The 17482-nt window shown below is 72.1% G+C and carries 15 protein-coding genes and 1 tRNA gene; 5 read left to right on the forward strand and 11 right to left on the reverse strand.

Annotated elements, in window-relative coordinates; genetic code table 11:
* Positions 1–147 precede the first annotated feature (147 nt).
* Complete coding sequence (locus AB8Z75_RS17430) at positions 148–1152, forward strand: LacI family DNA-binding transcriptional regulator (protein WP_369202997.1); 1005 nt, start codon at positions 148–150, stop codon at positions 1150–1152.
* A 166-nt stretch (positions 1153–1318) separates the two neighbouring features.
* Here AB8Z75_RS17430 and AB8Z75_RS17435 read toward each other — a convergent pair whose 3' ends face one another.
* A complete protein-coding gene (locus AB8Z75_RS17435; RefSeq protein ID WP_369202969.1) occupies positions 1319–2173 on the reverse strand; it encodes an MBL fold metallo-hydrolase in 855 nt (284 codons plus the stop codon).
* A gap of 344 nt (positions 2174–2517) precedes the next feature.
* On the opposite strand from AB8Z75_RS17435, the gene AB8Z75_RS17440 reads away from it, so the two are divergent.
* Positions 2518–3018 (forward strand): MarR family winged helix-turn-helix transcriptional regulator, encoded by a 501-nt coding sequence (locus AB8Z75_RS17440; RefSeq protein WP_369202971.1) that lies wholly within the window; start codon positions 2518–2520, stop codon positions 3016–3018.
* A 387-nt stretch (positions 3019–3405) separates the two neighbouring features.
* Here AB8Z75_RS17440 and AB8Z75_RS17445 read toward each other — a convergent pair.
* The 3 genes from AB8Z75_RS17445 to AB8Z75_RS17455 form a co-directional block, all read right to left on the reverse strand.
* Positions 3406–3479, reverse strand: a tRNA-Met gene (locus AB8Z75_RS17445).
* Positions 3480–3779: 300 nt separating this feature from the next.
* Positions 3780–4988: a serine/threonine-protein kinase gene (locus AB8Z75_RS17450; protein ID WP_369202973.1), complete on the reverse strand. Its 1209-nt coding sequence runs from the start codon at positions 4986–4988 to the stop codon at positions 3780–3782.
* A gap of 556 nt (positions 4989–5544) precedes the next feature.
* Positions 5545–6822, reverse strand: a complete 1278-nt coding sequence (locus AB8Z75_RS17455) for an aldolase/citrate lyase family protein (protein WP_369202975.1) — start codon at positions 6820–6822, stop codon at positions 5545–5547.
* Positions 6823–7217: 395 nt separating this feature from the next.
* Between AB8Z75_RS17455 and AB8Z75_RS17460 the strand changes: the two genes are divergently transcribed.
* The gene (locus AB8Z75_RS17460; RefSeq protein ID WP_369202977.1) at positions 7218–7661 is read left to right on the forward strand and encodes a subtilase-type protease inhibitor; all 444 of its coding nucleotides are present in this window, start codon (positions 7218–7220) and stop codon (positions 7659–7661) included.
* A 153-nt stretch (positions 7662–7814) separates the two neighbouring features.
* Here the strand turns inward: AB8Z75_RS17460 and AB8Z75_RS17465 are convergent, their stop codons facing one another.
* The 3 genes from AB8Z75_RS17465 to AB8Z75_RS17475 all read right to left on the reverse strand — a co-directional run bounded on the left by AB8Z75_RS17465 (position 7815) and on the right by AB8Z75_RS17475 (position 10229).
* Positions 7815–8777, reverse strand: coding sequence for an electron transfer flavoprotein subunit alpha/FixB family protein (locus AB8Z75_RS17465; protein ID WP_369202979.1), 963 nt, complete (start codon positions 8775–8777; stop codon positions 7815–7817).
* A gap of 72 nt (positions 8778–8849) precedes the next feature.
* A complete protein-coding gene (locus AB8Z75_RS17470) occupies positions 8850–9644 on the reverse strand; it encodes an electron transfer flavoprotein subunit beta (protein WP_369202981.1) in 795 nt (264 codons plus the stop codon).
* A gap of 255 nt (positions 9645–9899) precedes the next feature.
* The gene (locus tag AB8Z75_RS17475) at positions 9900–10229 is read right to left on the reverse strand and encodes a TlpA family protein disulfide reductase (RefSeq protein ID WP_369202983.1); all 330 of its coding nucleotides are present in this window, start codon (positions 10227–10229) and stop codon (positions 9900–9902) included.
* A 213-nt stretch (positions 10230–10442) separates the two neighbouring features.
* On the opposite strand from AB8Z75_RS17475, the gene AB8Z75_RS17480 reads away from it, so the two are divergent.
* Positions 10443–11162 (forward strand): lysophospholipid acyltransferase family protein, encoded by a 720-nt coding sequence (locus tag AB8Z75_RS17480; protein WP_369202985.1) that lies wholly within the window; start codon positions 10443–10445, stop codon positions 11160–11162.
* 82 nt (positions 11163–11244) lie between these two features.
* Here AB8Z75_RS17480 and AB8Z75_RS17485 read toward each other — a convergent pair whose 3' ends face one another.
* The 4 genes from AB8Z75_RS17485 to AB8Z75_RS17500 all read right to left on the reverse strand — a co-directional run bounded on the left by AB8Z75_RS17485 (position 11245) and on the right by AB8Z75_RS17500 (position 15442).
* Entirely contained in the window at positions 11245–11673 is a 429-nt protein-coding gene (locus AB8Z75_RS17485) for a MarR family winged helix-turn-helix transcriptional regulator (protein ID WP_369202987.1), read from the reverse strand.
* Positions 11674–11703: 30 nt separating this feature from the next.
* Positions 11704–13548 carry an asparagine synthase (glutamine-hydrolyzing) gene (gene asnB / locus AB8Z75_RS17490; RefSeq protein WP_369202989.1) on the reverse strand — a complete coding sequence of 615 codons (1845 nt, stop codon included), beginning with the start codon at positions 13546–13548 and terminating at the stop codon, positions 11704–11706.
* Between the two features lie 273 nt (positions 13549–13821).
* Positions 13822–14403: a transglutaminase family protein gene (locus AB8Z75_RS17495; protein WP_369202991.1), complete on the reverse strand. Its 582-nt coding sequence runs from the start codon at positions 14401–14403 to the stop codon at positions 13822–13824.
* A 79-nt stretch (positions 14404–14482) separates the two neighbouring features.
* Positions 14483–15442, reverse strand: coding sequence for an alpha/beta hydrolase family protein (locus AB8Z75_RS17500; RefSeq protein WP_369202993.1), 960 nt, complete (start codon positions 15440–15442; stop codon positions 14483–14485).
* 196 nt (positions 15443–15638) lie between these two features.
* Here AB8Z75_RS17500 and AB8Z75_RS17505 point away from each other — a divergent pair.
* The coding region (locus AB8Z75_RS17505) for a BTAD domain-containing putative transcriptional regulator (RefSeq protein WP_369202995.1) at positions 15639–17482 on the forward strand (1844 nt) is incomplete at its 3' end.

The raw sequence follows: 17482 nt of genomic DNA on the forward strand, positions 1-17482 counted from the left end.
GGCCCAGCGGCCTCCCCCGCCGACGAGACCGGCCCGGCGGCGTCCCCCACCGCGTCGACGGCCCCCGGTGCAGGGGACGACGGGGCCCGGGCCGCCGTCCCGCACGCGGCGCGGCACGGCGGGCGCCGGCACGCGGGCAGGCCGACCATGAAGGACGTGGCGGCGCGCGCCGGCGTCGGCCTCAAGACCGTCTCGCGGGTCGTCAACGGCGAGGCCGGGGTCTCCAGCGACACCGAGCGCCGGGTACAGGAAGCCATCACCTCGCTCGGCTTCCGGCGCAACGACAGCGCTCGCGTGCTGCGCAAGGGCACGACGGCCAGCATCGGTCTCGTCGTCGAGGACCTGGCCGACCCGTTCTACTCCCCCCTCAGCCGGGCGGTCGAAGAGGTCGCCCGCGCGCACGGAGCGCTGCTGATCAACGGGTCGAGCGCCGAGGACCCGGAGCGGGAGCGCGAGCTGGCGCTGGCCCTGTGCGCCCGCCGCGTCGACGGACTGGTGATCGTCCCGGCCAGCGACGACCACCGGTATCTCGCCCCGGAGATCGCCGCCGGCGTCGCCACGGTCTTCCTCGACCGGCCGCCGGGCCGGATCGAGGCCGACATGGTACTCTCCGACAGCTTCGAAGGCGCCCGCGCCGGGGTCGCCCACCTGATCGCACACGGGCACCGCCGGATCGGCTTCATCGGCGACAGGCCAGGCATCCACACCGCCAAGGAACGCCTGCGCGGCTACCGGGCCGCGATGGCTCAGGCGGGTCTGCCGGTGAGCGAGTCGTGGGTCGCGCTCGGCCCGACCGGCTCGGACCGGGTGCGGGCCGACGCGGCCCGCATTCTCGACGGCGCCGGGGAGACCGCGCCGGTCACGGCCGTCTTCTCGGGGAACAACCGGGTGACGGTCACCCTGGTGCGGGTGCTGGCCGAGCCGGAGCGGCGCGGGCGTCCTGTGGCGCTGGTCGGCTTCGACGACTTCGAGCTGGCCGACCTGCTCTCCCCGCCGGTCACGGTCATCGCGCAGGACCCCGCCGACCTGGGCCGCAGCGCCGCTGAGCTGCTCTTCAGGCGGTTGGACGGCGCCGACGACCCGCCCCGCACGCTCTCCCGTCCGACGCAGCTGATCGCCCGGGGTTCGGGGGAGATACCGCCCCGGGACTGACGCGGGCGGCAGTGGGCGGACAGCGGACGGGGGCCCCGCGTCGCCACGGCGGACTTCCGCGCGCCACCCGGACCCGCCGCGCCATCCGGACCTGCCGCCCCGCCCGGGCCTGCCGGCGCCACCCGAGCCTGCCGCGCCGGCGCCCCCGCGGGCTGATCACCGTGTGTCACAACGCCGGGGCCCGCACCGGCCCGACCGTGCTGACCTCGGCCGCCGCACTGACGGTGACGCGGGCACCGCGCGGGCAGTCCACGAGCCTGTCCCCCAGGCCCTGTGCCTCCATCGCGGAGACGAAGTCGTCCAGCGGCGACTTGAACACCGTGTAATCGTCGTAGTGCACCGGAAGCGCCAAGCGCGGCTGCAACAGCTGTACGAGCTCGGCCCCCTGCCCGCCGTCCATCGTGACGACCTTCCCGCCAGGCAGCGTCGTTCCGCCCAGGTGGAGGACCGCCAGGTTGAGGTCGGGGCAGCGGTTGCCGATCTCGCGCAGCCCCTCGAAGACGAGGGTGTCGCCGCTGAGATAGATCCGCAGCCGCACGGGCCCCGCGGCGGGCCCGCACTCCAGGACGCTGCCCATCACCGGCGGAAGCAGCTTCTCCAGCGGTCCGAAGGCGTGGCGCCCCGGCACCGAGGTGACCCTCACCCGGCTGTGGCCGCGCACCAGCGTGTGGCTCTCCCAGGTGCGCAGTCCCATGGCGCGCCGGAAGCCCTGGGCGCCCTGGAGGACACGGGAGGCGTGCGGGGTGGTCAGGATGGGCAGCCCGCGGTCCAGGCCGCGGCGTGCGGTCCGGTCCCAGTGGTCGCCGTGCAGATGCGAGAGCACGACGGCGTCCAGATCGGGCGGCAGATCCTCCAGGCCCACGGCGGGCTCGGTCAGCCGCCGGGCCAGCAGCCCGTACCCGAGGTGGGCGTGCTGCCCCTGGTGCAGAAAGTTCGGGTCGGTGAGCAGCGTGAGCTCGCCGTAGCGGATGAGCAGCGTGGCGTTGCCGATGAACAGGATCTCGGCGCTGTCGTCGTCCATGGTCCACCTCCGCCCCCGCGAGGTACCCACAGTGCGGCCGGGATGCGCACGATAGGAGGAAATCGTCCCCGAGCACTCCTCGCGTGGTGACCCGCGGTAGGGCCCGCGCACCGATCCGCTCGCCCGCACGGAGGGAGGGAGGGGGAGGGAGGGGCGTACGGTCTTGCCGGGCCGCACGGGCCGCGCGGGAAGGCCCGATCCGGGGCTCACACGGGGCTCGTGCGGGGCTCGCGCGGGGCCGCACGGGCGGCCCGGCCAGGACTCCGTACGGGGCCGCTCCGGCGGAACGCGACGGTCCGCCCCGCGCCTCCTGGACTGTCCAACTGCCGTGCTTAAGTGACCCTATGGCTGACAAGACCCCGACCCCCGCGGATTCCGTGGCGCCGGCCGCGTCCGCGTCCCCGCCTGCCGCGCCCGAGGAACTCACGACCGCGCCCGGCTATCAGGTCAGACGCCTGCAGCAGGCGTATCTGGCGGCGTGGGTGCGTGCCGTGGACCGGACGCTGACCGGGCCGCAGTTCGCCGTGCTGACCACGGTGCGTGCCTACCCCGGCAGCGACCAGAGCTCCCTGGCATCGGCCGTCGCGCTGGACACCTCGACCATGGCGGACCTGGCGCAACGGCTGGACAAGCGTGGGCTGTTGGAGCGCAGGACGGCCTCGACCGACGGCCGCCGCAAGCTGCTGTACCTGACGGCGGAGGGAGAGCGCGCCCTCGCGGCGGCCGAGACCCGGGTGCGGGAGTTGGACGAGCGCCTGCTCGACAAGTACGACCCGGCCGACCGCGAAAGGCTCCTGCGGGAACTGACCTCGCTCGCCGACCAGTGGGAGCAGTTGGGAGCCTAGGTGCCCGCGCAGTGGCGGTGTCGCTGGTCTGCCCGTGAGGTGTCGTCATGAGCTGACTGGCGGTCGTGGGCGGCGAGACGGTCGTGTGCGGCGACTGCACGAGCGTGCGGGCCGGCAGCACGCGGCCGGGGCCCGAAACATGCGGCCCGTGAACCCCGGAAGGGGGAAGCCAGACTCACTGACGCCCGCAGCCGTTGGGCTGGCCGCGCAGCCGGAACTTCGACGGCGCACACACGGGGAAGCCACCGGGAAGCCACGGCCACTCTCACCGTCACCGCCGACCGCACTTCCCGGTGTGCCTACCTGACGACTGCGCAGGCTCCAAGGACCTCGCCCGGACGTCGAAACAGGAAGTCCCCGGCCACCGGCCGGGGACTTCCTGATGCGTAGCGGGGACAGGATTTGAACCTGCGACCTCTGGGTTATGAGCCCAGCGAGCTACCGAGCTGCTCCACCCCGCGTCGGTAACCGACACTCTACGGCATGCACGGAGCTGTCGGCACATCGGGAGTCCGGGGGCCCAGGCAACGCGTCGACCCCGCGAGTAGGGCTTCTCCCATCTTGGGCTTCCCGGTCCGCCTCGACCCGGTGGAGAAGTTCACCCACGCCTGCGGCCCTCTCGGCATGCAGGTCCGGTCCCCGCACTTCGCTCGCGCCACTGTGACGACGTCCTTGTCGCCTTCACCGAGCGGCTCGGCAACGGCGTGGACATTACTTCGCCCCCACCATGATTCGCCGATCCATCGGCCAAGCCGCAGTCCCTACGCGAGCAACACCGTGTTCCACACCGCCCAGATCGTGGCCAGCGGGATGAAAACGGGAAAAAAGAGTCCACCCACGATCCGAAAGGATGGTTTGCCCGGGTGATTCCATCGATAGAACATCGCGGTCAGATCGAAGAGCACTGCGACCAGAGCAGCGGCGCCCACACTTACGGGATAGGCGCCCTCCCAGCCTCCCTCGGTGCTGAACATGTAGCAACCGAACGCGACAAGGCCGATCCCGGCCAGCAGGAACCAACTCCCCATGACCAGACGCCCGATACGCGCGGTGCTGCTCACGGACGAAGCCACCGATGCTGTGGGGGCAGGCGGCACGGCCGGTGCGCCCGGTGCGCGTGGGGGCCTGGACGCCGTGACCGTGGGGGTGCCGGCTCGGAGGACGGCCAGGGTGCCGTCCGCGCTCGGGCGGCCTTCGGGATTCTTGGCAAGGAGGGCGGTGACGAGCGAGGCGAAGACGGGGTCAGCGTGGCGCATCGGGGGCGGATCATGGAGGGCAACGGCGGCGAGGGTGGCCGTAGGAGTGTTCCTGCGGAACGGTGAGACACCCTCGATCGCTTCGTACAAGGTGACCCCGAGAGAGAACAGGTCACCGGCGGCCTGATCCTGGAGGCCGTTGAGGCGCTCGGGGGCCATGTACTCGGCGGAGCCGATGACTCCTCCCGTGGTGGTGAGACGGGTGTCGGTCTCGTGGACGGCGATGCCGAAGTCGGCGAGGAGGATCTGGCCGTCGTCGGTGAGCATCACGTTCGCGGGTTTCAGATCGCGGTGCACGATCCCGGCCGCGTGGGCAGCCTTCAGTGCCTTGAGCAGGGCAGCCGCCATCTCGGTCACGAGCGGCGCGGGCAGCCGCCCATCCGCGCGCAGCCGTTCTTCCAAAGAGCACCCGTCGACCATGCGCATCACGATCCAGGGCGCACCGTTTTCCATCACCACATCGTGGACCGCGACGACATGCGGATGGTCACGCAGACGGGCCGCGTTGCGGGCCTCACGAGCCGCGCGGACCACCTGTTCACGATGCTCCGCGTCCGAGTCCGCCCGTTGGGGTAGACACACCTCCTTGATCGCGACACGAACGCCCAGCGCCTCGTCATGCGCCTGCCACACCCGCCCGAACCCGCCGACGCCGAGCTGTCCGACAAGCCGGTAGCGCCCACCGACGATCCGCTCCGGCTGCACCTGGTCCATCGAATGCCCCCGCCCGCTGTCGAGTTGGCCTCCCGTGAGGGTCCGGCCAGAGCGTACTCAGTCACCCACCACTGCGCTACGTGGGAAGGCATCGCGTTGCCTCACGTTCGTGATGCGGCAGTGCTCGGCGTGCTCGTGCAGGGTGCGCAGGCTCGTCGCGGCGATGCGGGAGTCGACCGGTTCGATGACCGGGCCGGTGATGCCGAGTGCGTAACCGGTACGGTCAGCCGCAGGTGGCGTAAAGAGGGGAGGAGGTCGCAGCCCTCGGCTTCGACACGCCGCCGGGCGATGATCAGTACGTGGTTGGTCAGCTGCCGCTCATCCAACTTCCGCAGCACGGTGAACAGGTGCGGTTTGACCTGGACAGCATGGGGTCGGTGGCCCGGTTCAGCAGCCGCGCCCACGGCGTCGCAGCACCGCTGGACGTGGCACAGGAGCGGTTGGCGGTGCCGGAGGAGCTGACCGGCGCCGAGTGGGGCGGCCCGCACCGGTCCGAGGGACGGCGGAACCGGGCGGCCGCGCGAGACCAGGGCGGCCGCCCGGGGACTGGCGGGGCTCAGCGCCCCGCGAGGCGGTCGAGCTCGGCCCGGTCGAGACCGGAGACCTCCTTGACCTCCGCGGTGTCGAGCGCGCCGCAGTCCAGGCCGCGGAGCAGGTACCCGCTCAGAGCGCGGGCACTCGCGGGCTCGTCGGCGACCTCCCCGGCCGTCTGCGCCACGTAGGCCGCCAGGCGTTCGCCCGCGCGCCGCATGCCCTCGCGGTAGAAGGCGTAGACGGCGGCGTACCGGGTGGGCAGGTGGCCGGGGTGCATGTCCCAGCCCTGGTAGTAGGCGCGGGCCAGCGAGCGGCGCACCAGCCCGTGGTGGAGCCGCCAGGCGTCGTGGACCTGGGCCCGGTCGCCCACCGGGAGGATGTTGGTGGAGCCGTCCGAGAGGCGGACGCCGGTGCCGGCGGCGGCGACCTGCATGACGGCCTTGGCGTGGTCGGCGGCCGGGTGGTCCATCGCCTGGTAGGCGGCGGAGACACCGCAGGAGGCGCTGTAGTCGAACGTGCCGTAGTGCAGGGAGGTCGCCCGGCCCTGGGCGGCGTCGATCATCCGGGCCACCGTGGCGCGGCCGTCGGCGCCCAGGATCGACTGGGTCGTCTCGATCTGGATCTCGAACCCGATGCGGCCGGGTGCGAGTCCGCGGGCCTTCTCGAACTCCTCGCAGAGCCGGACCATCGCCGTGACCTGCTCCGCGTAGGTCACCTTGGGCAGTGTCAGCACCAGCCCGTCCGGCAGGCCGCCCGCCTCCATCAGCCCGGTGAGGAAGAGGTCGAGGGTGCGGATGCCGCGGTCGCGGACGGCGGCCTCCATGCACTTCATGCGGATGCCGGCGTAGGACGGGGCGGGCCTTTCGGCCCCTTCGGCGAAGGCGTCGGCGACCAGCTTGGCGGCGCGGGTCGCGGCGGCGTCCTCCTCCTCGTCGGACCTGGCCCCGTAGCCGTCCTCGAAGTCGATGCGCAGGTCTTCGACGGGCTCGCGGCGCAGTTTGTCGCGTATGCGGTCGTAGACGGGGCCGGCCAGCGACTCGTCCATGTCCAGCACGCGGGCGAGGGCGCCCGCGTCCGGGGCGTGCGCGTCGAGCAGTGCGAGGGCCGCCTCGCCCCACTCGCCGACCGTGCCGGGCGAGACGGCGTCGGCGGGCACGTACACCGTGTGCACCGGTTGCCGCGTCCCCGGGTCCCCCGGGTACCGCCGTGCGAGCTCGGCGTCGACCGGCGCCAGCGCCTCGGCCACCTCCGCCACGACACCGGCGCCCAAGCTGGTCCCGGCCGTCCCACCCTGCGACATCTACGCTCCTTCTTGCTGACGACAATCCGGAATCAACAAAACGTTGAAGCCAGTTGCCGCGACGTTATGGCCCCCTGACCAGCCAGTCAAGGGTTCAAGAAGGCCGGCAGGGACGCCGGTCGACCCTCGCCCGAGAGGGGCCATGGCACACGACGCGGGCCATGGCCCGCAATTCGGCCGATGTGCAGGGGCGGGTTTCGGCCAGCGGGAGTGAACGGGAGGCGAACAACGGGGGGTTGCCGCAGGCGGACACAGAGGGAGAGCGTCACTTTGCGCCACTGATTCAACGCGCAACGTTACCGAAACGCGTGGTGCCGGTGTGCTTCCGGTATCCGGACTCGGCAGACTCAGGCCCGCCGATCCGGCACAACCCTCGAAGCGGAAGGAAGCACACAATGCGGAAGACCGCGTCCCGGAGCGCCGCCCTGACCCTGGCGGCAGCTGTGACAGGGACCGTCAGCGCGCTCGCCCTCGCGACCGCGCCCGCCGAAGCCGCGCCCGCCCAGGCCACTTCCCTCTACGCCCCCTCGGCCCTGGTCCTCACCGTCACCGAAGGGGACAGCGCCGCCGCAGCCGCGAAGCGTGCCGTCACCCTCAGCTGCACACCCACCGCTTCCGGCACCCACCCCGCCCCAGGCAAGGCGTGCGCCCAACTCCGCGCGGCCAAGGGGGACTTCGGTGCACTGGGCGGCGCAGAGGGCCGCCTGTGCACCCGGGAGTGGCGGCCGGTCACGGTCACCGCGCAGGGCGTGTGGCAGGGCGAGCGCGTCGACTTCGCGCGCACCTGGTCCAACCCCTGCGTGAAGGACGTCGAGGGGGCTTCGGTCTTCTCCTTCTGAGCCGTCTCCTCCTTCTGAGCCGTCTTCTCCCGCTGAGCCGCCCCCCTCCCCCCTTGAGCTGGTGCCTGCCGCCCCGGAGCGGCGAGGGAGCGGTCCGCGCACGCCGAGGGCCCCGCACCAGGATCCGGTGCGGGGCCCTTCGGTCGCGCGGGGTCAGCCCTTGCGGGTCTTGACCTCTTCGGTCAGCTGGGGGACGACCTCGAAGAGGTCGCCGACGATGCCGTAGTCGACCAGGTCGAAGATCGGGGCTTCGGAGTCCTTGTTGATGGCCACGATCGTCTTGGAGGTCTGCATGCCGGCGCGGTGCTGGATCGCGCCGGAGATTCCGGTGGCCACGTACAGCTGGGGCGAGACGGTCTTGCCGGTCTGGCCGACCTGGTGGGAGTGCGGGTACCAGCCGGCGTCGACCGCGGCGCGCGAGGCACCGACGGCGGCGCCCAGCGCGTCGGCCAGGCCCTCAATCAGCGGGAAGTTCTCCGCGCCGTTGACGCCGCGGCCACCGGAGACGACGATCGCGGCCTCGGTGAGCTCCGGGCGGCCCGTGGACTCGCGCGGGGTACGCGAGGTGACCTTGGTACCGGTGGCGGCCTCGCCGAAGCCGACCGACAGCTCCTCGAGAGCACCGGCCGCGGAAGCGGCCTCGGGGCTCGTGGAGTTGGGCTTGACGGTGATGACCGGCGTGCCCTTGGAGACACGGGACCGGGTGGTGAACGCCGCGGCGAACACCGACTGGGTGGCCACCGGGCCCTCGTCGGAGGTCTCCAGGTCCACGGCGTCGGTGATGATGCCCGAGCCGATGCGCACCGCGAGACGGGCGGCGATCTCCTTGCCCTCCGCCGACGAGGGCACCAGCACGGCGGCGGGCGAGACGGAGTCGTAGGCGGCCTGCAGCGCGTCCACCTTCGGCACGACGAGGTAGTCGGCGAACTCGGCGGCGTCGGCGGTCAGCACGCGGGTGGCGCCGTACTCGCCGAGCGTCTTGGCGGCCTCCTCGGCGTTCGGGCCCAGGTGTACGGCCACCGGGTCGCCCAGCTTCCTGGCCAGGGTCAGCAGTTCGAGGGTGGGCTTGCGGACGGCGCCGTCCACGTGGTCGACGTAGACAAGGACTTCAGCCATGGGATTGCTCTCCTGCGCGGGATCGGGGAGGGAGGTCGAGCGAGGTCGGGGAAGGCGGGAAGGGACGGCAGCTCAGATGAACTTCTGGCCCGCCAGGTACTCGGCCAGCTGCTTGCCGCCGTCGCCCTCGTCCTTGACGACGGTGCCGGCGGAGCGCGGCGGGCGTTCGGCCGCGTCCTCGACCTTGGTCCAGGCGCCGTCCAGGCCGACCTCGTCGGCGTCGATGTCCAGGTCGTCGAGGTCCAGCGACTCGACGGGCTTCTTCTTGGCGGCCATGATCCCCTTGAAGGAGGGGTAACGCGCCTCGCCCGACTGGTCGGTGACCGAGACGACGGCGGGGAGCTGGGCCGACAGCTGCTCGGTGGCGGCGTCGCCGTCGCGCCGGCCGGTGACCACCCCGCCCTCGACCGAGACCTCGGACAGCAGCGTCGCCTGCGGCACACCGAGCCGCTCGGCGAGCATCGCGGGCAGCACGCCCATCGTGCCGTCGGTGGAGGCCATACCGCACACCACCAGGTCGTAGCCGGTCTTCTCGATGGCCTTGGCCAGCACGTAGGAGGTGCCGAGCGCGTCGGTGCCGTGCAGGTCGTCGTCCTCGACGTGGACGGCCTTGTCGGCGCCCATGGACAGCGCCTTGCGCAGCGCGTCCTTGGCGTCCTCGGGGCCCACGGTCAGGACGGTGATCTCCGCCCCGTCCTCGGAGTCCGCCTCGTCGGCGATCTGCAGCGCCTGCTCGACGGCGTACTCGTCCAGCTCGGAGAGCAGGCCGTCGACCGACTCGCGATCGGTGGTCAGGTCCTCCGCGAAGTGCCGGTCACCGGTGGCGTCGGGCACGTACTTCACACAGACAACGATCCTCAAGCTCACGCCGGCTCTCCTACTGCTTCGACTTACGGGTTCCGGCCCCTGCGGGACCGGCGGTCCGTCCACAATATTACTCGTCAGTACATCCAGCACGTTCCCCGTTCTCAAGACCGCCGAACTGTGACGTAGCCAACGGGGAGAATGTTGAGCCAACTCCATCACGCGGGGCGACGCGAAGCGAGTGCCACTGAACGGGATCTGGGTCACGCCCGCGCACCCGGGCCGCGCGCCGGCGGCGAGCGGCTCACCTCGTCGGATTCAGGCAAGGGCGGCGCCCAGTGCGGCGATCACGTCGGCCTTGCGCGGCTGGCCCGCCGCCCGCTTGACGATCCGCCCGTCCGCGTCGAGGACGAGCACCGTGGGCGTGCCCTGGATCTTGAGCTTCCGCACCAGCGGCAACTGGTCCTCGGCGTCGATCTCGATGTGCGCGACGCCCGGCACCATGGCGGCCACGTCCGTCAGGACGCGGCGGGTCGCGTGGCAGGGCCGGCAGAAGGCGCTGGAGAACTGCAGAAGCGTCGCCCGCTCCCCCAGATCCCGCCCGCCGAGCAGTTCGGCGCTCACCCGCTGCGTCACGAAAGCCTCCATTCCCTGGCTGAGTACGGGATACCCGCGTGCTTACGGACAAGTCTGCCGCGAGGGTAGCCAGGAGGAATGCTTTGGGGAACGATCTGCCGGAGCCGGAAGTTACGCACCCGTAAGTACGGACCGTAGGTTCCCGATGCGCACAACCATCCGTTCCGTCACCGTACGGCCTGCTGGAGACCGCTTGCAGGCACCCCGACGAAAGGGTCCCCCGACATGGCCGATCTCCTCTACCCGCCCGTGATCGGCGCGGCGCGCGCGTGGTTCAAGGCGCTCGACCTGCACTTCGACATATGCGGCAGCGAGCACGTGCCCGCCCGCGGGGGCGCCGTCCTGGTGAGCAACCACATCAGCTACCTGGACTTCATCTTCACCGGCCTGGCCGCCCGGCCCGCCAAACGGCTGGTGCGGTTCATGGCCAAGGACTCGGTCTTCCGGCACAAGGTCTCCGGGCCCCTGATGCGCGCCATGAAACACATTCCGGTCGACCGCTCGCGCGGAGAGCACGCCTACGCGCACGCACTGGACGCGCTGCGCGCAGGCGAGGTCATCGGAGTGTTCCCCGAGGCGACCATCTCCCGTTCCTTCACCCTCAAGGACTTCAAGTCCGGCGCCGCCCGGCTCGCCCAGGAGGCGCGCGTCCCGCTCGTCCCGATGGCGCTGTGGGGCACGCAGCGCCTGTGGACGAAGGGCCACAAGCGGGACTTCGGACGCAACCACCTGCCCATCACCATCCGCGTCGGCCCTCCCGTGGGCCCCGGTCCCGACGAGACGGCCCTGAGCCTCACCGACCGGCTCCGCGAACGCGTGCACGACCTGCTGGAGACGGCTCAGCGGGCGTACCCGGCCTCTCCCGGGGGCGCCGCCGACGCCTGGTGGCAGCCCGCCCACCTGGGCGGCACGGCACCGACACCGGCGCAGGCCCGCGCTCTGTAAGCACGGCAGGACCCCGGCAGGGCCCGCAGGCCCTTGCGGGACGGGAACGGCGATCCCGCCCGGCTCCAGGCGGTCCGGCCCCTCAGCGCCCTGCCTCGGCGAGCCGCCGCAGCAGCGGCGCCACCGCGAGAACCCGGGCCGCCTCGTCGCCGGACAGCGAGCCGAGCCGCCGCAACAGCTCCTCGGCCTCGCCGTGCGCCACGCCCCGCAGTGCGCCGGTCCCCTCCCCGGTGACGGCCACGCGGGTGGCGCGGCCGTCGGTCGGATCGGGTTCCCGGCGCACCAGGCCGAGCGCCTCCAGTTCCGCCACGACGGCGGTGGCGGTCGGCTGGGAGCAGGGGACCCGCTCGGCGATCACGCCGACCCTGCTGGGTCCTGCCTCGGTCAGCATGGACAGGACGATCAACTGGGTGGGCTGCAGGCCGCCTGTCGGACTCGTCCTGCGCAGTGAGCGCAACAGCCGGTGCAGCGCGATCACCGTGTCGAAGGCCGCGTCCTGCCGGGTCCCCATCGCTCCCCCCACGGGCTCGTCCTGATCAGGTCAGGAGAGTGTAAGCGTGGGGGCGTACATGTCCATCCACAGCGCCAGGTCGAGGACGCGCTCGAGGCCGCGCCGGGACGCCTGGGTGATCTGCGGGGTCTCGACCTTGACGGCCCGCTCCAGCCAGTCCTTGCTGACCAGGTCGAAGACCTGGTGGGAAGGCTTGGCGAGCAGGTCCTTGACGTTCTCCTGCAGTGCCGTGTGGTACTTGGGGTCCTGCGTGGAGGGGTAGGGGCTCTTGACCCGGTCGTAGACCGAGCGCGGCAGCACGTCCGCGGTCGCCTCACGCAGCAGGCTCTTCTCGCGCCCGTCGAACGACTTGAGGGACCAGGGGGTGTTGTAGACGTACTCGACCAGCCGGTGGTCGCAGAAGGGGACGCGCACCTCCAGGCCGACGGCCATGCTGGCGCGGTCCTTGCGGTCCAGCAGGATGCGCACGAACCGGGTGAGGTGGAGGTAGCAGATCACCCGCATCCGGTACTCGAAGTCGCTCTCCCCCTCCAGGCGCTGGATGCCGGAGGTGGCCGTGGCGTAGCTGTCCCGGGTGTAGCCGGGCAGGTCAAGGGCGCGGTTCACCGAGTCGTTGAGGACGTTGCCGTCCTCGCCGATGGTGTGGGCGAACTGCACCAGCCACGGGAAGGTCTGCCCCTTGCGGGCCTCCTCGTCGAAGAAGTGCTTGTAGCCGCCGAAGACCTCGTCCGCCGACTCACCGGACAGGGCGACCGTCGAGTGCTGCCGGATGGCCTTGAAGAGGAGGTAGAGGGAGGCGTCCATGTCGCCGAGTCCGGCGGGGATGTCGCGGGCCCTGATGACGCGGGAGCGCACCTCGGGGTCGGCCAGGTCGTCGGAGCTGAGGACGATGTCCTGGTGGTCGGTGGCCGAGGCGCGGGCCACGTCGTGGACGAACGGTGTGTCGGGGGTGCCGCGCAGCTCGTCGGCGACGAAGTTCTCGGCCTGGCCGACGAAGTCGACGGCGAAGCTGCGGACGGTCTCTCCTGTGCCTTCCCGCAGTTGGTTGGCCGCCAGCGCGGTCATGGCGGACGAGTCGAGCCCGCCGGAGAGCAGGGTGCAGCGCGGCACGTCGGAGACGAGCTGACGGCGCACGATGTCGTCCATGAGCTCGCGCACGTGCGCGATGGTCGCGTCCTGGCTGTCGGTGTGCGCCCGGGTCTCCAACTGCCAGTAGACGTGGGTGCGTATCCCGTTCGTGTCCACCGTCACGACGGTGCCCGGCTCGACCTCGCGCATCCCCTCCCACACGGCGTGCCCGGGGGTCTTGACGAAGGCGAAGAGCTCGCGGAGCCCGTCGAGGGTGACCTCGCGGCGGGCCAGCGGGTTGGCGAGGATCGCCTTGGGCTCGGAGCCGAAGAGCACACCGTCGGCTGTCTCGGCGTAGTAGAAGGGCTTGATGCCCATCCGGTCGCGGACCATGACGAGCTGCTTGGTGCGGCTGTCCCAGATGGCGAAGGCGTACATGCCGTTCAGCCGCTCGGCCAGCGCCGGGCCCCACTCGAGGTAGGCGTGGAGGACGACCTCGGTGTCGGAGTCGGTGGTGAACCTGTGGCCCCGACCGGTCAGTTCACGCCGCAGTTCGGTGTAGTTGTAGGTCTCCCCCGAGTAGACCATCGCGACGGTGCCCTCGGGGGTCTCGACGGTCATCGGCTGCCTGCCGCCCGGCAGGTCGATGATCGCGAGCCTGCGGTGGCCGAGCGCGGCGGGTCCTTCCGTCCAGATGCCGGCGTCGTCCGGACCGCGGCAGGACATGGTCTCCGTCATCGCGTCGACGGTCGCCCGCTCGGACACCAGGTTCCTGTCGTAGGACACCCACCCGGTGATTCCGCACATGTGTTTCCTCCGGCTTCTGACCTTTGGTGCGCGGCCGAGGTACAACAACCCCCCGTAGTAAAGGTTTCACCAAAGGTCACGTGTATCGGCCACCTATGTATCTGGCACTCTTTCACACATCCGCCGCCTTCAAACAGGGCGAGCCGAGCGGCACGCATGAAACACGCCACACCCCGGGGCGCCGCGCCCCGCACGAGGGCGCCGCGCACCACGCGAGGACGCGCATCACGCCCGCACGGTGACGCCCGACCCCTGGGGCCACCCGGTCGACCGCTACAGCGCCACGTCCAGCAAGTGCCACAGGTGGGCGCGGTCGGTGGCGTGTCGCAGAGCGCGCAGCACGACGGGGTGGGGCTCGGCGTACAGGAGCGGGTAGTCGCACTCCCCCTTCTCCGGCCACGCGGCGAACGCGAGCTGCTCGCGATCGAGGCTGAACTGCGCGTCGACTCCGGGCTTGTTGCCCCGCGCGTCCTGCCGCACCCAGCGCGTCGAGCCGGGAAGCCGCAGGGCGATCATCCCGTGGAGGACGTTCAGCTTCTGGTAGCAGAACCCGGCGGGGATGCCCTCCGCGCGCAACAGGGCCACCAGCGCGTGGGACTTGGAGTGGCAGATCCCGATCCGCTGGGTGAGCACGTCCGAGGCCCGCCAGGTGAGGCGCCAGTCATCGACGTCGGCCGAGTGCGGAACCGCGTCACGGACGAACTCGTAGGCGCCGCGCGCGTAAGCGGCCAGATCGCCCTCGGCCCCGGCCATCAGCCGGTCGGCCGTCTCGCGGACCCTGGGGTGGGTGTGGTCGACGGCCTCGTCGGCGGCGAGGTAGGCGGAATCGTCGGCGGTGACTGGTGTGAGCCTCATGCCGCGTCAGCGTACGAAGCAGTGCGCCGTAGTTCAATGGAATTACGGCGCACTGCATAGCTATACAAAGCTGTCGGAACTACTTGGCCTCGACCCGCACGAGCGGCTCGGGCCCGGCCGCCAGCGCGTCACACGCCGCCTGCCAGGCGGGATCGCCGGGGTAGAGCTCGGCGCGCAGGTAGGCCCAGGTGAGCCGCTGCACCGCGGACACCCGCTCGGGGCTCTCGTCCGTGGTCTCGGCCACGTCGTAGCCGGAGACCCCACCGAGCCCGTGCTCGGCGCCGAACAGGGTGGCCAGAGCCTTGCGGCCCGGAGAGAGGCGGTATGGATCGGCGTGCCAGTCCGGGCCCCGCACCGTCAGGTGGGCCGAGTCGTCCCTGTCTCCGGCGACCACGAGCGCGGGCGTCGCCATCTTGGAGAAGTCCGTGGTCGAGAGGAAGGGGAACGCCTCGGCAGCGGACCGGGTGAGGGCGTCACCGCCCGCGCCGGGCGCGGCCAGCAGGACGCCGGCCGAGATCCGGGGCTCGGTCAGGTCCGCCTCGGCCCCGTCGTGCGGATCGGTGAGCCGGGCGCCCAGCAGCAGGCTCGCGGTGTGCCCGCCCATCGAGTGGCCCGCCACGGCGACCTTGTCCCGGTCCAGGCGTCCGGCCAGCTGCGGCACTGCGGCCTCGATCGCGCCGAGCCGGTCGAGGACGTGCGTCATGTCCTCGGCCCGCGAGCGCCAGTACAGGGGTGCCTCGGGGGTGTCGGGGTCCAGGTGCAGCGTGCTCGAACTCAGGTGGGTGGGCTGGATGACGGCGAAGCCGTGCGCGGCCCAGAAGTTGGCGAGGGGCGCGTAACCGTTCAGCGAGGAGAGGTTGTTCGAGTAGCCCTGGCCGTGCGAGAGCAGGATGACCGGCAGCCCGCCGCCGGTCACGGGCGCGGAGACCCGCACCTCGAGGTCCACGGCTCGGCCGGGAACCGGCAGCACCACCGGGCTGACCGAGAGAACGGGAGAGGGCGAGGCGAAGGTATCGGCCGTGCGGGCAGATCGACTCATGCGTGGTCCTTTCCATGGCCTGTGCCGCCGCGCCCGTCCGAGGGGCCGGACGGGTGGCGGATGAGGCCGGTGAGGGGCGTCCGGTTCCTGCGGACAGTGAAGCGGAGCATCGTTCCGCTTCAACATACGGAGCAGTGTTCCGCTTTGTCAACGGCCGCCTGGACGGAGCGCGTCAGTCCTTGGCTAACCTGCACGGGTGACGACCGACCTGACCCTGCTGCCGCGCGTCGCCTACCGCGGGCAGGAGATCACCGCGCCCCGGCTCCGCGGCCTCCTCGCCCTCCTCGCGGGCGACGTGCGTGCCGGGTGCAGCACCGAGCGGCTGGTGGCCGGACTGTGGCCTCAGGAGCTGCCGGAGCGGCCGGGCAAGGCGGTACAGGTCCTGGTGTCCAGGGCGCGCGCGCAGCTGGGCGCCGACGTCATCGCCAGTACACCGACCGGATACCGGCTCGCCCTGGCCGAGGACCAGGTCGACAGCTCCGCCCTGCTGTCGCACGCCGCCGCCGGCGCTCAGCGGGCCGCAGCGGGCGACCACGCGGGATCGCTGGCCGCGGCCGAGGCCGGACTCGCGCTGTGGGAGGGCACCGAGGACGGCTCCGGCCCCACCGACGACCCGGTGGCCGCGTTGCGCGGCGAGCGGGCCCGCGTGCGCGGCACGCTCGTCCGTGCCCGGGCGCTCGCGCTCGCCCGGCTGGGCCGCCACGCCGAGGCGGCAGGGCCGCTGGCCGCGACCGCGGCGGCGCACCCGCACGACGAGGAGGTGCTCGCCGAACTGCTGCGGACGGAGGCGCGCACGGCGGGTCCGTCCGCGGCGCTGACACGGTACGAGGCGTACCGGCGCCGGCTGCGCGACCAGCTCGGCACGGACCCCGGCGCCGGACTCAGGGCCGTACAGCGGGAGCTGCTGGACGGCGAGGCGCCCGTGGTCAGGCACGGCGTGCCGCACGAGCCGAATCCGCTCCTCGGCCGGGACGAGGACATCGCGGCGGTGGAAGCGCTGTCGCGCGCCTACCGCGCCGTCACCGTCGTCGGCCCCGGCGGCCTCGGCAAGACGCGGCTCGCGCACGCCGTCAGCCGGCGGGCCGAGCAGGGCGTGGTGTACTTCGTGCCGCTCGCCGGCGTGATCGCCGACCAGGACGTGGCCGCTGAGGTGGCCTCGGCGCTCGGCGCGGGAGAGGGGCGGCACACCGCCCTGAGCGGCCACCTTTCGACCGATCCGGTCCCCGGCATCCTCGGCGTGCTCGGCTCCGGGCCCGCGCTGCTGGTGCTGGACAACTGCGAGCAGGTCGTGCGGGGCGCCGCCGACCTCGTGCGGGCCCTGGTCTCCTCCGCGAGGGATTTGCGGGTGCTCGCGACCAGCCGCGCCCCGCTGGGCCTCACCTCGGAGGCGGTGTACGCACTGCCGGAGCTCGGTCTGGAGACCGCCGTCGAGCTGTTCACCCAGCGGGCCAGGGCCGCGCGGCCCGGCGTGGAGCTGCTGCCGGACGCGGTGGCCGGGCTGTGCCGCCACCTCGACGGGCTGCCGCTCGCCGTGGAGCTGGCCGCGGCGCGGGTGCGGGCACTGTCGGTGCCGCAGATCGCCCGCCGCCTCGGCGACAGGTTCGCGCTGCTGCGCGGCGGGGCCCGGGACACGCCGGAGCGCCACCGCACGCTGCACGCGGTCGTGGAGTGGAGCTGGAACCTGCTCGCGCACGACGCCCGCGCCGCGCTGCGCACGCTCTCCGTCTTCCCCGGCGGATTCCTCGGCGAAGCCGCGGAACAGGTGCTCGGCCGGGACGCGCTTCCCCTCCTGGAGCAGTTGGCCGACCAGTCGCTGCTCACCGTCACCGACACCCCGGCCGGTGTGCGGTTCCGGATGCTGGAGACGGTACGGGAGTTCAGCGCGGCCCGGCGTGCGGAGGCGGGCGAGGACGAGGAGGCCGTCGACCGGTTCCTCGCCTGGGCGCGGGACTTCGGAGTCGCCCACCACGACGTACTCTTCGGCTCGGCACCCGCTCCCGGCACTCGGCCCCCCGAGGCTCCGGCCGGGGAGCCCGCCCG

The organism is Streptomyces sp. PU-14G, assembly GCF_041028275.1.
Taxonomy (GTDB): domain Bacteria; phylum Actinomycetota; class Actinomycetes; order Streptomycetales; family Streptomycetaceae; genus Streptomyces.

What these genes read in the sequence shown, in the direction of transcription:
- AB8Z75_RS17465 (WP_369202979.1), bottom strand. Translation starts at nt 8,777, where the DNA reads ATGGCTGAAGTCCTTGTCTACGTCGACCACGTGGACGGCGCCGTCCGC.
- AB8Z75_RS17440 (WP_369202971.1), top strand. Translation starts at nt 2,518, where the DNA reads ATGGCTGACAAGACCCCGACCCCCGCGGATTCCGTGGCGCCGGCCGCG.
- AB8Z75_RS17435 (WP_369202969.1), bottom strand. Translation starts at nt 2,173, where the DNA reads ATGGACGACGACAGCGCCGAGATCCTGTTCATCGGCAACGCCACGCTG.
- asnB (WP_369202989.1), bottom strand. Translation starts at nt 13,548, where the DNA reads ATGTGCGGAATCACCGGGTGGGTGTCCTACGACAGGAACCTGGTGTCC.
- AB8Z75_RS17480 (WP_369202985.1), top strand. Translation starts at nt 10,443, where the DNA reads ATGGCCGATCTCCTCTACCCGCCCGTGATCGGCGCGGCGCGCGCGTGG.
- AB8Z75_RS17455 (WP_369202975.1), bottom strand. Translation starts at nt 6,822, where the DNA reads ATGTCGCAGGGTGGGACGGCCGGGACCAGCTTGGGCGCCGGTGTCGTG.
- AB8Z75_RS17500 (WP_369202993.1), bottom strand. Translation starts at nt 15,442, where the DNA reads ATGAGTCGATCTGCCCGCACGGCCGATACCTTCGCCTCGCCCTCTCCC.
- AB8Z75_RS17475 (WP_369202983.1), bottom strand. Translation starts at nt 10,229, where the DNA reads ATGGAGGCTTTCGTGACGCAGCGGGTGAGCGCCGAACTGCTCGGCGGG.
- AB8Z75_RS17450 (WP_369202973.1), bottom strand. Translation starts at nt 4,988, where the DNA reads ATGGACCAGGTGCAGCCGGAGCGGATCGTCGGTGGGCGCTACCGGCTT.
- AB8Z75_RS17495 (WP_369202991.1), bottom strand. Translation starts at nt 14,403, where the DNA reads ATGAGGCTCACACCAGTCACCGCCGACGATTCCGCCTACCTCGCCGCC.
- AB8Z75_RS17430 (WP_369202997.1), top strand. Translation starts at nt 148, where the DNA reads ATGAAGGACGTGGCGGCGCGCGCCGGCGTCGGCCTCAAGACCGTCTCG.
- AB8Z75_RS17460 (WP_369202977.1), top strand. Translation starts at nt 7,218, where the DNA reads ATGCGGAAGACCGCGTCCCGGAGCGCCGCCCTGACCCTGGCGGCAGCT.
- AB8Z75_RS17485 (WP_369202987.1), bottom strand. Translation starts at nt 11,673, where the DNA reads ATGGGGACCCGGCAGGACGCGGCCTTCGACACGGTGATCGCGCTGCAC.